The sequence below is a fragment of the Bacillus sp. LNXM12-1 genome, from assembly GCF_003004375.1.
Lineage (GTDB): Bacteria > Bacillota > Bacilli > Bacillales > Bacillaceae > Bacillus.
Map to the genome: position 1 here is coordinate 224,430 of NZ_PVWX01000004.1, position 12,746 is coordinate 237,175.

General features: G+C 43.5%; 12 protein-coding genes. 7 read left to right on the top strand and 5 right to left on the bottom strand.

Going from position 1 to position 12,746, the window contains the following annotated elements; all coding sequences use genetic code 11:
• Positions 1-28 precede the first annotated feature (28 nt).
• From C6Y07_RS15700 to tcyA, 4 genes are all read right to left on the bottom strand, one after another.
• The gene (locus C6Y07_RS15700; protein WP_034664112.1) at positions 29-673 is read right to left on the bottom strand and encodes a YczE/YyaS/YitT family protein; all 645 of its coding nucleotides are present in this window, start codon (positions 671-673) and stop codon (positions 29-31) included.
• A 144-nt stretch (positions 674-817) separates the two neighbouring features.
• The gene (locus C6Y07_RS15705; protein ID WP_003214030.1) at positions 818-1,561 is read right to left on the bottom strand and encodes an amino acid ABC transporter ATP-binding protein; all 744 of its coding nucleotides are present in this window, start codon (positions 1,559-1,561) and stop codon (positions 818-820) included.
• A 12-nt stretch (positions 1,562-1,573) separates the two neighbouring features.
• The gene (locus tag C6Y07_RS15710) at positions 1,574-2,266 is read right to left on the bottom strand and encodes an amino acid ABC transporter permease (RefSeq protein ID WP_034325166.1); all 693 of its coding nucleotides are present in this window, start codon (positions 2,264-2,266) and stop codon (positions 1,574-1,576) included.
• Entirely contained in the window at positions 2,253-3,068 is an 816-nt protein-coding gene (gene tcyA, locus C6Y07_RS15715; protein ID WP_003213831.1) for a cystine ABC transporter substrate-binding lipoprotein TcyA, read from the bottom strand. Before tcyA ends, C6Y07_RS15710 begins: the two co-directional genes overlap by 14 nt.
• A 325-nt stretch (positions 3,069-3,393) precedes the next feature.
• Here tcyA and C6Y07_RS15720 point away from each other — a divergent pair, with 325 nt between their 5' ends.
• On the top strand, positions 3,394-4,827 hold the full coding sequence (locus tag C6Y07_RS15720) for an amino acid permease (RefSeq protein ID WP_081311447.1): 1,434 nt from the start codon (positions 3,394-3,396) through the stop codon (positions 4,825-4,827).
• Positions 4,828-4,871: 44 nt separating this feature from the next.
• Here the strand turns inward: C6Y07_RS15720 and C6Y07_RS15725 are convergent, their stop codons facing one another.
• Positions 4,872-6,365: a peptide MFS transporter gene (locus C6Y07_RS15725; RefSeq protein WP_060595527.1), complete on the bottom strand. Its 1,494-nt coding sequence runs from the start codon at positions 6,363-6,365 to the stop codon at positions 4,872-4,874.
• Between the two features lie 263 nt (positions 6,366-6,628).
• Between C6Y07_RS15725 and C6Y07_RS15730 the strand changes: the two genes are divergently transcribed.
• From C6Y07_RS15730 to C6Y07_RS15755, 6 genes are all read left to right on the top strand, one after another.
• Complete coding sequence (locus tag C6Y07_RS15730; protein WP_066031332.1) at positions 6,629-8,413, top strand: right-handed parallel beta-helix repeat-containing protein; 1,785 nt, start codon at positions 6,629-6,631, stop codon at positions 8,411-8,413.
• Positions 8,414-8,613: 200 nt separating this feature from the next.
• Positions 8,614-9,939, top strand: coding sequence for an LLM class flavin-dependent oxidoreductase (locus tag C6Y07_RS15735; protein ID WP_060595529.1), 1,326 nt, complete (start codon positions 8,614-8,616; stop codon positions 9,937-9,939).
• Between the two features lie 17 nt (positions 9,940-9,956).
• On the top strand, positions 9,957-10,460 hold the full coding sequence (locus tag C6Y07_RS15740; protein WP_095285964.1) for a GNAT family N-acetyltransferase: 504 nt from the start codon (positions 9,957-9,959) through the stop codon (positions 10,458-10,460).
• A gap of 22 nt (positions 10,461-10,482) precedes the next feature.
• Positions 10,483-11,277, top strand: a complete 795-nt coding sequence (locus C6Y07_RS15745) for an amino acid ABC transporter substrate-binding protein (protein WP_060595531.1) — start codon at positions 10,483-10,485, stop codon at positions 11,275-11,277.
• Between the two features lie 24 nt (positions 11,278-11,301).
• The gene (locus C6Y07_RS15750; RefSeq protein WP_066031330.1) at positions 11,302-11,976 is read left to right on the top strand and encodes an amino acid ABC transporter permease; all 675 of its coding nucleotides are present in this window, start codon (positions 11,302-11,304) and stop codon (positions 11,974-11,976) included.
• Between the two features lie 12 nt (positions 11,977-11,988).
• A complete protein-coding gene (locus C6Y07_RS15755; protein WP_060595533.1) occupies positions 11,989-12,735 on the top strand; it encodes an amino acid ABC transporter ATP-binding protein in 747 nt (248 codons plus the stop codon).
• Positions 12,736-12,746: the final 11 nt, after the last annotated feature.

A 12,746-nucleotide genomic window follows, 5' to 3' on the forward strand; every position in this document is an offset into this window, starting at 1 on the left:
GCCATTCTTTTTGTAGAATGGCTTGTTCTTATCTGATAAGCGTTTGAACAGGTTTCTCTGCTGTTTTAGTAATAAGCAGCTGCAGGAGCCGTGTAGACTGCGGCAAGGAGAAACGAAGGACGATACCTGTAAAAATAGCAGTCAGAATCGTGCCAATGCCAATCGGTCCGCCGAGCATCCATGCAAATAAAAGCACTGTTAACTCAATGCCATTTCGAACCCACTGCACGTTCAATCCTGTTTTCGCTGAGATGAGCAGCATTAATGAATCTCTTGGCCCGGCGCCAAGATTGGCTGAGACATAAATGCCAACACCATACCCTGATACCACAACGCCTGTAATAAACACATATAAAGCGGGTAAATACCCATGTGGTGCAGGCAATACCGCATTAAAGAAATCTATAAACACGCCAATCAGCACCATGTTCAATAATGCGCCGATCTTTGGAAATGATTTCGTAAAAACAGAAGTCAGTGTCACGATCAGTGCACCAATAATGATGGACCACTGTCCAATCGTGAGTCCAAAGTGCTGAAACAGTCCGTAGTGGAAAGCGTCCCAAGGACCAATCCCAAGAATCTTTCCTTTCACTGTCAGCGATAATCCAAAAGCTAGTACGATCAATCCAACAAAATAAAAAAACCAACGTAAAAGATGTTCCCGCTTCAAAAGCATTCCCTTCTTTCTTAAACACTCGAATTCAATCGTAACATACTCCCACGCCCCTTTAAATGGCTTTGCTCAATTGTAATCGCTTACTTTTAAAAATATGAAAAAAGGCTGCTCTCATCACGTGAGAACAGCCTTTTTTCATCATACTGGATTCAAAATCCGGTTTAAGAATTGTTTTGTTCGTTCTTCCTTCGGTCGTTTGAAGATTTCTTCCGGAGGGCCTTGTTCGACGATGACGCCGCCATCAATAAAAATCACTTCGTCTGCCACTTCTTGGGCAAACTTGATTTCATGTGTGACAACTGCCATGGTCCAGCCTTCTTTCGCTAGATCCTTCATGACCTTTAAGACTTCCCCGACAAGCTCAGGGTCAAGTGCAGAGGTTGGTTCATCAAAAAGCATGAGCTCTGGCTGAATGGCAAGTGCACGGGCGATCCCGACACGCTGCTTTTGACCGCCTGAGAGCTGGAATGGATACAGATCCTTTTTATCTTCAAGACCGACCTTTTGCAAGAGCTGGATGGCTTCTTTTCGAACCGTTTCCTTTGGACGGCGCTGTACTTGAACAGGACCTTCCATCACATTTTCAAGCACTGTGCGGTGTGGAAACAGGTGATAATCCTGAAACACCATTCCTGATTTTCGGCGAAGCTTCAGCAGGTCAGCTGATTTATTTTTTTTCGAAAAATCTATCGAGAAATCATCGAAGGTAAAGGAGCCGCCATTTGGTGTTTCAAGTGCATTTAAACAGCGAAGCATCGTTGTTTTTCCTGAACCTGATGGGCCAAGAATGGCTACAACCTGCCCTTTGTTGATCGTAAAATCTATTGACTTTAAAATCTCATTTTCACCAAAGGATTTCTTAAGACCTTTGACTGTTAGCATGTCGTTCCCTCCTTACCTTGCGACATATCGATCAAGTCGTTTTTCAATTTGATGCTGAACGAGCGATAGAATGAAGCAGAATACCCAATAGATCAGGGCTGCTTCCATATAAATGAACAATATCTGATCCAAGTTCGCTGCAGCAATTTCCTGAGACTTACGGAAAAGCTCTGCCACGAGGATTTGAGAGGCAAGAGATGTATCCTTCACCAAACTAATGAATGAATTAGATAGCGGCGGAATCGATACACGCACAGCCTGCGGTAAAATGACGCGGACGAGTGTTTTACGATGCGTCATCCCGATCGAATAACCAGCTTCCCATTGTCCTTTTGGAACAGACAGGACGGATGCACGAATAATTTCCGATGCATACGCACCTACGTTTAATGAAAAAGCAATAATGGCACTTGGATATGGATCCAGTGTGATATTAAATGTCGGAAAGAAATAGAAAATAATAAACAATTGCACAAAAAGCGGCGTTCCGCGAACGGCCGACACATAGATGGAGAAAATCCATCTGAGGGCTTTGATTTTAGACATTCTAGCAAGAGCTGTCACAAGCGCGATAAAAATACCAATGATAAAGGCAATGATGGCGAGGGGAATTGTATAATAAATCCCCTGCATCACCATTGGCCAAAAAGATTGCTGAAGAAGATCCCAAGGAATGACGACTCCCAGGGTATTACTTTGTAACATCTTCACCAAACCATTTCTTAGAAATCTTAGCAAGTGTACCGTCTTTTTTCATTTCTTTTAATGCGCCATTCACTTTGTCAACGACTTCGCCGCTGCCTTTTCTGAATGCAAAGTAAGTTTCTTGAGGATCTCCTGTTTCAAATGCAACTTTTAGGTTTTTGTTCCCGCTTGTTTTCAAGTAATTCAATACAGCCAGCTTGTCATTGAACGTCAGATCAGCACGTCCTTGCTGAATCAATTGAATCGATTGTGCAAGGCCTTCAACGCCTTCAATTTTAGCACCAGCATCTGTAGCTAGTTTATTGTAATTACTTGTTAAAGATTGTGCTGCTTTTTTGCCTTTTACATCAGATAGTTTCTTGATGTCGTTGTTATCTGATTTTGTCACAACAATGGCTTGAGACGTTGTGTATTTATCAGAGAACTCATATTGATTTTCACGTCCAGTTTTACCAACTTGGTTCGCTACCACGTCAAAACGTTTTGAATTCAGTCCAGCAAACATGCTGTCCCATTGTGTTTCTTTGAATTCAGGTTTTAAGTCAAGACGTTTTGCTACTTCTGTGATGACTTCTACATCGTAGCCAGTTAATTTATCTGTCTTTTTGTCATGGAATGTGAAAGGAGCATAAGTACCCTCTGTTCCGATCGTCAGAACACCTTTATCCTGAATGGATTTCCAAAGGTCACCTGATTCCTTAGACCCGGATTGTTTATTCGCGTTGTCGCTTGCACCAGATCCACATGCCGTGATCAATGCAACACAAGCGCCTAACATAATGGCAAAGAACATTTTTTTCATTTTATTCCCCACTTTTCTTGTTGGTATTTACAACATATGATCTTACAGAGAAGCAACCTAAAAGTAAAGCATTTGAAACTAGCTTGAGCGAATCTCACCAACTTTATGCCCGCAACCCATTTCTTTCAAACCTCTAACGTCTATAAAGCCTATCATCTTTTATTTGTGCGAACATTACTAAAATAAAGACTTTGAGACAGTGACCATAGAAGGAAGAATATTTATTATAAAAGATGTATAATTAGTAGGTTGTTTTGAAAATGGAATGAATCACATGGAGACATGTTTTGATAACTGAGCATCTTAGAAGAAGGAGGGCATCATTGTGGATGTTGGACAAAATCAGCCCGAACAACTGAAAAGGGCGATGACCTCCCGCCATTTATTTATGATTTCACTTGGCGGTGTCATTGGGACAGGCTTTTTCTTAGGAACGGGCTATACGATTGGACAAGCAGGGCCAGTTGGAGCCGTTCTTTCTTATATTGTGGGCGGATTGATTATGTATTTAACCATGCTGTGTCTTGGAGAGTTGTCGGTCGCACTTCCTGTGTCGGGGTCGTTTCATACGTATGCGACGAAATTTGTCAGCCCTGCAGCGGGTTTTGCTGTCGGCTGGATTTATTGGCTTGGCTGGGCGGCAACGGTCGCCCTAGAATTCTTATCAGCAGGACAGCTGATGAGGCGCTGGCTCCCGCAAGTGGATGTGTGGATTTGGTGTCTCATATTTGGAATGTGTCTTTTCTTATTAAATGCCCGGTCGGCGAAAGCGTTCGGGGAGTCGGAGTTTTTCTTTTCAACCATTAAGATTATTGCGATTTTACTCTTTATAGGTGTAGGCGGAGCGGCGATGTTTGGTTTTATTGAAACAACGAGCGGTGAACCTGCCCCTTACTTCAGTCATTTTGTGAGTGATGGTTTGTTTCCAAATGGATTGCTCGCCGTTGTGGTCACGATGATCACCGTGAACTTTTCATTCCAAGGAACAGAGCTGATCGGGATTGCGGCAGGGGAAAGTGAAAACCCTGAAAAAACCGTTCCTCGTTCGATTCATCAGACGGTTTGGCGTACACTCGTCTTTTTCGTCTTATCCATCTTTGTCTTAGCGGGTATGGTGCCTTGGAAGGAAGCGAGTGTGCTGCAAAGTCCATTTGTTACTGTATTTGAGAGAACGGGAATTCCTTTTGCGGCAGACATCATGAACTTTGTCATTATCATCGCTTTATTATCTGTTGCCAACTCTGGCTTGTATGCATCGACGAGAATGCTGTATTCCTTATCGAAGGAAGGAATGGCAGGAAAAGCATTTAGACGCGTGAATCAGCGCGGTATTCCAATGAATGCCTTACTGCTCACGTTCCTGTTTACAGGGATTTCGCTATTATCCGGGTTCTTTGCAGAGAAAACAGTATTTGCCTGGATCGTGTCCATTGCCGGCATGAGTGCCCAGACTGGCTGGATCACCATTACATTATCACAGATGCTTTTCCGCAGAAGATATCTTAAAGCAGGCGGAAAGCTGGAAAACTTAAAATTTAAAACCCCTCTCTATCCGGTTCTGCCAATTATTGCGATTACACTCAACACAATCGTTTTAATCAGCCTTGCCTTTGATAAGGAACAGCGCATTGGGTTATATGTCGGCGTCCCTCTCATGATCATTGGGTATGTCGTCTATCACCGCTATGTGAAAAAGCATCAGGCGAAAAGTGAACCGCTTAAGCTGCAAATCCATGGAGATGATGAGATCCGGTTTTAAACCAGAAAAAGAAGCCAACCCAATCGGGAGGCTTCTTTTTTCATTTAATGAATGCCTTTCATTGCTTTCTTGATCACTGGTGTTAAGAGCAGCATCACACCGCATAAAACGATGGCAAGCATTCCGATGATACCGAAATAGACGGTTTCTGGCACTTTATCAAACAGTTTGACCACTTGCGCATTGATCGCCTGTGCCATCGCATTTGAAAGGAACCAAAGGCTCATCGTTTGCGCTGAGAAGGCAGCAGGTGCAAGCTTTGTTGTTGCTGACAGCCCAACTGGTGATAAGCAGAGCTCTCCGATCACGACAAGGAAGAAGCTCAGAACGAGCCATAATGGGCTCACAAGTGTATTCGGACCAGACATGTAGGCAGGAATGATCATGATGATGAAGGATAATCCTGCAAACAGAAGGCCAAGTGAGAACTTAATCGGGGTAGACGGCTGTTTCTTTCCAAGTCTAATCCACAACCAAGCAAACACAGGAGACAGCAGCACAATAAAGATTGGGTTCAATGATTGGAACCACGAAGAGGCAAGGGTCATCCCTAGGAAATTCAAGTTTGTTCGTTGATCTGCATATGTGGCTAAAATGTTTGAGCCTTGTTCTTGAATTGCCCAGAACATCACCGCAGCAAGGAACAATGGAATATAAGCGAGAACCCTGGATTGCTCCACTGAGCTCGTCTTTTTACTGAAATACATGACGATGAAATACACAATCGGAATGAGCACACCAAGCACACTGACAAACCAAGTGAATAGATTAATCGTGAGTGCGCCTGTTTGAATGCCAATGACAACAAAAACAGCGAGCACAATGATGATCAATGTTCCGAAAATTTTGAAGTTCTTGCGTTCAGCAGCTGATAACGGATTTGTCACATAAGTGCCGGCAAGACCAAGGTTCGGTTTTTTCGTGATCACAAATGTAATCAGTCCAACAAGCATCCCAACGGCAGCAAGTGAGAATCCGAGGTGGAAGTTCACTTTTTGACCGAGTGTTCCGACAATTAATGGGGAAATAAAACCACCCATGTTGATGCCCATGTAGAAAATACTAAAGCCAGAATCCCTGCGAGGGTCCGTTTTGGTATACAGGTCGCCAACAATGTTTGAAACGTTCGGCTTCAAAAGGCCCGTCCCAATAATAATCAGTCCCATACTAATAAAGAGCGCTGTTGCTCCGCTTGGCAAAGCTAAAATGACATGTCCAAGCATAATGAAAACCCCGCCATAAAAGACCGTACTGGACGAACCGAATACTCGATCGGCGAGCCATCCTCCAATAATGCCTGACATATAGACAAGCGCACCGTAGACAGACATGATCGAATTGGCTGTCGTCTGATCAAAACCAAGACCGCCTTTTGTCACCTCTGTGTACATATAATAAATAAGCAGTGCACGCATGCCGTAATAAGAGAAACGCTCCCAAAATTCAGTGAAAAACAGTGTGTAAAGTCCTTTAGGATGTCCAAAAAACCCTTTTTGAGGAACACTTTTAACAATTTTATCGTGGTCAATTGTAGACATGGCATAGATCCTTTCTTAAAAAAAGAGATATGAGAAAAATGATATTCTTGTATAGTTCTTGTGTCAATATAAAACTATTCTAAAACAGGAAAATGTTAGTTCAATAGGCGTAAAGACTCAAAAAAATGAAACATTCTTTCAAGTGAGAATGGTCAGAAAGTTATATCGGAAGAATTTACTTAAAATTTGAAGAATTGTACAAGCAAACCTTTTACACATGCATAGGATGACAAGAGGACTTGTGTGAAAAGGAGGGATTTAGGTTGGGGGAATTGAATGAATCTGATCTAAAAAAACCTGTTGTCAATGTACAAGATTTTGGTGTGATTGCGGATGGGGAAACGGACTGTACAGCGAGGCTCAATGAATGCTTAGAATGGACGAAAGCACAGGGGTATTCCCACGTCTGGCTGCCGAGCGGCACGTATGTAATCGATGCAGTGTACAGAGGTGATCGATTTTTTCCTTTCCGAGGTGCAGGCATACGGGTGCCAAGTCATATGTACATTGAGATGGCGCCGGATGCCGTGATTAAGGTAAAACCAAATGATTCGTGGGGGTATGCGGCCTTTTATATAGGAAAGGTTCAGCATGTGACCATCAGGGGCGGGCGAATCGAAGGGGATCGTCATGAGCATGTGTACAAGTCGCTTCCCCCTGAACGAAAAACCCATGAGTGGGGCTTTGGGATATGTATTGAAGGGGCCTCCCATGTGGAAGTGAATCGTGTGCAAATCAAGAATTGTACGGGAGACGGCATCATTGTCAGTCCCCACGGTTTATTATCACAAGCTGAATCGTACTCGCCTGCTTCATCTATTCATATTTCTGGCTGCCACATCACAGATTCAAGACGAAACAATATCTCGATTACAGGCTGTGATGGGGTCATTGTGGAGGACTGTCTGCTGGAGAGAGCAGGAGTAAACGGAGTCGAGCCGAGAATGGGTATTGATATTGAAGGCTACGGAGAAAAAGCAGTTAATATGGAAGAACCGCTGAATATTCAAATTCGAAACAACATTGTAAGAGGTGGTGCTGCAAGTTCCATTTATAATTTCAACGGCTATGGTGTCATCATTGAAGGCAATCATACAGACAGCAGTATCTCCTATGGCTTTGCCACCGAAACAATCATTGCCAACAATTTGATCCGTGCAGTGGGAGGAGGCGTTACAAAAGCAGGAATTACGAGCTTAGGTGTCTCTCTTGGTCAAACGGAAAACAATGTGATCATTATTGGCAATATGATTGAGGGATTTGAAAAAGGGATTGATGTGAGGGGCGACAGCGTTCACATTACAGGAAATAAGATCAGTCTATTTGAAGATGCGGCTGTGTCCGTTTATATGGCGAATCGTATTCTAATAGAAGGAAATCATATTGAATCGGGGACGAATACAGGGCAAAGAAGCGCAGCGCTGCGTATCTATCAATCGGATAGCGTCGTCTTTTCAAACAATACAATCTACTCGGTGATCGATGGGGCGATGGTGAGAGGAACGAATATCCTGATCCAGCACAATCAATTCAAAGATTTCAGCAGAGGGATATGGGTGCAGGAAGGGGAAACTGGAATCAACGGCAACCACTTTATTCAAGAAGGACACCCAGAGCTTGCGTCTTCGTATACGATCAGTATCACTGGGAGTGCAAAGGCTTTCATCTGGCAGAATCGCTTTAAGCACTACCAAAATTACGCCTTATACAGCAGCACGACGGGTCCATTAGAAATTAAAGATAATTCCTTTGAAGAAACATCTTTATATGTGGTGATGTATATTAAAAATGGTTCACCGCAAATTGGAGATAACCGCTTTTATTTAAATCGTTCGTTCGGACAGCCGACGGCGATCTTTATCGATCAAGCCGCCTCAGCCCGTGTGCTGCGGAATAACATCATTAATTTATCTCCTCAAAAAGCGATTGCCGTCCGCACTATATCTTCCACTCATTCCGTGATCGCCCATAACATGCTGGAACGCAGCCAATTGGTGACACATACCACAGACCGGCTCATCGGAAATATTGAAATCGACACACCATGATGAACGGGTGAAATCCCTAATTTTGGAGGTTCAGAAGGCGGTTGACAATCCTGTAAAAAGGGCATATAGTAATAATTATTTTTCATTTTTCGCAACATTTGCCCTTTTTTTATTGATAAAACCGATTAATTCAATCAGAAAAATGTATCTTCTGAGGACTTCAGTTTGATACAGCAGGATATAGAAAGGATGAAGAACAAGTGTCACAGCCGAAAAGGAAGCTCAAGCTAGGCGTATTCATCGCAGGAACTGGACATCATGTTGCCTCTTGGAGACATCCGAACGCCGTATCAGATGCAGCCATGAACCTGGATTATTTTAAACAATTAGCGAAAAAAGCAGAGGAAGGAAAGTTGGATTTGCTCTTTTTAGCCGACAGCTTATCCATTAACCAAACCTCTCATCCGAATGTACTCACGAGATTTGAACCGCTCACCCTGCTTTCGTCCATTGCTGAGTCTACTTCATCAATTGGTTTAGCAGCAACAGCATCTACTACATACAGTGAGCCTTTCCATATTGCAAGACAGTTTGCCTCCCTTGACCATTTATCAGGCGGAAGAGCGGCATGGAATGTGGTCACATCTTCTATTGAAGAAACAGCGAAAAATTTTAGCGGAGAAGAGCATTTAGCACACCATAAACGGTATGAGCGAGCAGAAGAATTTGTCGAGGTCGTGAAAGGTCTTTGGGATTCTTGGGAGGAAGACGCCCTTGTCAGAAACAAGGCAACGGGAGAATTCTTTGAATCTAGTAAGCTTCATGAGCTCCAGCATAAAGGTGAGTTCTTCTCAGTACGGGGTCCTCTCAACGTATCACGCACGCCTCAAGGGCAGCCAGTGATCATTCAAGCAGGATCATCCGAAGATGGTCAAAAGCTTGCAGCGAAAACAGCTGAGCTCATTTTCACTGCACAAAACGATCTCGAAAAAGCGAAGGAATTTTATCAAAGCTTGAAGGAGAAAGTTGAGGCTGCTGGTCGTGCTAGAGAGGACGTCAGCATCATGCCGGGTATCTTCCCGATCATTGCTGATACAGAGGAAGAAGCCAAAGCAAAATATGAAGAATTACAGGAGCTGATTGTTCCTGAGATTGGGCTGAGCATTCTGCAAAACTACTTAGGTGGGATTGATCTGTCTCAGTATCCTTTAGACGGACCGCTTCCAGAGATTGATCCAAGCACGTCAAATGCGGTGAAAAGCCGCTTTGATCTTGTGATGAATATGGCGAGAAAGGATAACCTGACCATTCGCCAGCTCTATCAATCGGTTGCCGGCTCTCGTGGTCATAATATTTTCATTGGAACACCAGAGCAGCTAGCAGATGTGATGGAAACATGGATCAATGAAGAAGCAGCAGACGGCTTTAACGTCATGCCGCCGCTCTTGCCAGAAGGGCTGGATGTGTTCGTAGACCGCGTCGTCCCGATTCTTCAGGAACGTGGCTTATTCAAAACAGATTACACAGGACAAACCTTACGAGAAAATCTTGGGTTAAAGCAGCCAAAAAATCGCTACACGACATAAGGGTGAGGTGACTAACGTTGGGATACACGTTTCGTCTGGCAACAGAAGCAGATATAGAGGCGCTGCTTGAACTGACAACAAGAGCCTATGAGCCAATTCGTGAGCTCGGCATCCAGTTTCAAGCAGCACATGCTGATTTCGCTCTCGTTCAGAAAAATGTACAAAAGAATCTTTGCTATGTGATGGAAGAAAACGGAGAACTTTTATCTACCTTGTCGCTCCGTATGCCTTGGGGAGAGCAGCCAGGACCGTTCGGCGTCCCTCACATTTGGTGGTTTGCTTCAGAGCCTTCCGCCAAAAAAGGGACAGGCTCTGTCTTGCTAGAATGGGTGGAAACTGAAGTGCTAAGGGATACCCTGAAGGTGCCATACGTATCTCTTGGTACAGCTGATAAGCATCCGTGGCTCATGGACATGTATGAGCGCAAAGGCTACGTCAGAGCAGGAGAAAAGGATTTAGGCAAGGGTCACATCACGGTTTATTTTAAAAAACAACTAAGGTCAGATATGACACAATTATAAGAAGAAAGAAGGGTTTACGAACATGAAAAACAAAAAGTGGCTAGTCGTTCTATTTGCAGCAATGCTGGCAGTTTTAGCAGCTTGCGGCGGCAACAATCAGAGTGAAGGCAAAGACGAAAAAGTGTTAAAAGTAGGCGCCACAGGGCAAAGCTATCCGTTTGCTTATAAAGACAATGGCAAGCTTGTTGGCTTCGATGTCGAAGTAACTGAAGCCATCGCAAAAAAACTCGGCTACAAACTAGACTGGCAGCTGAGTGAATTCAGCGGACTGATGGGACAGCTGACATCTGGTAAGCTGGATACAGTGTCAAACCAAGTCGCAGTCACAAATGAGCGTAAACAAACGTTTAACTTTACAGATACGTACGCTTACGCAGGAACACAAATCATCGTGAAAAAGGACAACAACGACATCAAAGGTCTTGATGATTTAAAAGGAAAAACAGTGGCGGCGGTTCTTGGCTCTAACCACGCCAAAAACCTAGAGAGCAAAGACCCGGACAAAAAAATCAATATTAAAACATATGAAACGCAAGACGGTGTATTAAATGAAGTGGCAAATGGCCGAGTAGATGCTTATGTCAACGGACGCAGTGTATTACTTGCTCAAATTGAAAAAACAGGTCTGCCTCTCAAAATCGTTGGCAACCCAATTGTGTATGAAGAAGTAGGCTACCCATTTGCCAAAGATAAAAAGCATGACAAGCTAAGAGAAGAATTTAACAAAGCGATTAAAGAATTAAGAGAAGACGGGACACTGAAGAAATTGTCTGAGAAGTATTTCAAAGACGATGTCACGGTGCCAATTAAAAAATAACGACAGCGGCGGTGAAGAGCAGACATGAACAAAATTGATTGGCAGTATATGGTGACGGTTTTTCCGACATTGATTCAATACTTGCCGATAACGATCTTCATGGCGATTGTCTCCATGGTATTTGCCATTATCATTGGTGTGGTATTCGCTCTCATTACGAAAAACCGGATACCTGTTTTATACCAATTTGCCAAGCTGTATATTTCTTTTTTCAGAGCGGTTCCAACCTTGGTTCAGCTCTTTCTCATTTATTTTGGTCTTCCGCAGCTATTCCCTGCGATGACCTCAATGGATGCCCTAACAGCGGTCATTATCGGATTAAGTATTAAAAACTCAGCATACTTAGCAGAAATTTTCAGAGCGGCCCTCAATTCTGTAGATGAAGGGCAGCTAGAGGCATGTCTATCTGTCGGCATGACAAGATGGCAGTCTTACGTCAGAATTATTTTCCCGCAGGCAGTCAGAAATGCGATTCCAGCGACGGGGAATACCTTTATCGGTCTTTTAAAAGAAACATCTCTTGCCTTTACCATTGGGGTGGCAGAAATGTTTGCACAAGGGAAGATGATTGCGTCCGCGAACTATAAATACTTTGAAACCTATTTAGCCGTAGGGATTGTGTATTGGATTATGACCATCATTTATAGCTTCCTTCAAGACCTATTTGAAAGAAAAATCAGCAAACCTTACCGGAATTAAGGAGGTGTGGACATGATCAAGCTCACCAATTTGAAGAAATCATTCGGCGATCTTGTCGTCTTAGACGGAATCAATCTCGATGTGCAAAAAGGGCAGGTTGTGGCCATTATCGGACCTTCTGGCTCCGGTAAATCCACCTTGCTGCGCTGCTTAAATTTATTAGAAATACCAGATGAAGGCATGATTGAAATTGGCGATGCGAAGCTCGATGCGTCCAAGTATACACGTAAAGAAGCCCATCATCTGCGTCAACAAACGGCCATGGTGTTTCAAAACTATAATCTATTTAAAAACAAGACAGCACTGCAAAACATCACAGAATCACTGCTTGTGACGAAAAAAATGACGAAGCAGCAAGCAAATGAGATTGGGATGAAGCTGCTGAAGCAGGTAGGATTAGAGCAAAAGGCTGACAGTTATCCAGTCACGTTATCTGGCGGACAGCAGCAGCGAATTGGAATTGCCCGCGCGTTAGCGGTTGATCCACATGCGATTCTGCTGGATGAACCAACGTCAGCTCTTGATCCAGAGCTTGTCTCAGGTGTGCTTCAAGTGATTAAATCCATTGCAATCCAAGAAACAACGATGATCATCGTCACACATGAAATGGCGTTTGCAAGAGAAGTGGCAGACCATGTGATTTTCATGGCGGATGGTCATATTATTGAACAGGGCACACCAACTGAGCTATTTGATGAAACGAAGAATGAACGGACAAAACGATTTATCCAAAAAGAAGCAGCGGCTGAAGAAGCATAAGCTGCTTTTTA

What these genes read in the sequence shown, in the direction of transcription:
- C6Y07_RS15705 (WP_003214030.1), bottom strand. Translation starts at nt 1,561, where the DNA reads ATGCTAACAGTCAAAGGTCTTAAGAAATCCTTTGGTGAAAATGAGATT.
- C6Y07_RS15710 (WP_034325166.1), bottom strand. Translation starts at nt 2,266, where the DNA reads ATGTTACAAAGTAATACCCTGGGAGTCGTCATTCCTTGGGATCTTCTT.
- tcyA (WP_003213831.1), bottom strand. Translation starts at nt 3,068, where the DNA reads ATGAAAAAAATGTTCTTTGCCATTATGTTAGGCGCTTGTGTTGCATTG.
- C6Y07_RS15725 (WP_060595527.1), bottom strand. Translation starts at nt 6,365, where the DNA reads ATGTCTACAATTGACCACGATAAAATTGTTAAAAGTGTTCCTCAAAAA.
- C6Y07_RS15745 (WP_060595531.1), top strand. Translation starts at nt 10,483, where the DNA reads ATGAAAAACAAAAAGTGGCTAGTCGTTCTATTTGCAGCAATGCTGGCA.
- C6Y07_RS15750 (WP_066031330.1), top strand. Translation starts at nt 11,302, where the DNA reads ATGAACAAAATTGATTGGCAGTATATGGTGACGGTTTTTCCGACATTG.
- C6Y07_RS15755 (WP_060595533.1), top strand. Translation starts at nt 11,989, where the DNA reads ATGATCAAGCTCACCAATTTGAAGAAATCATTCGGCGATCTTGTCGTC.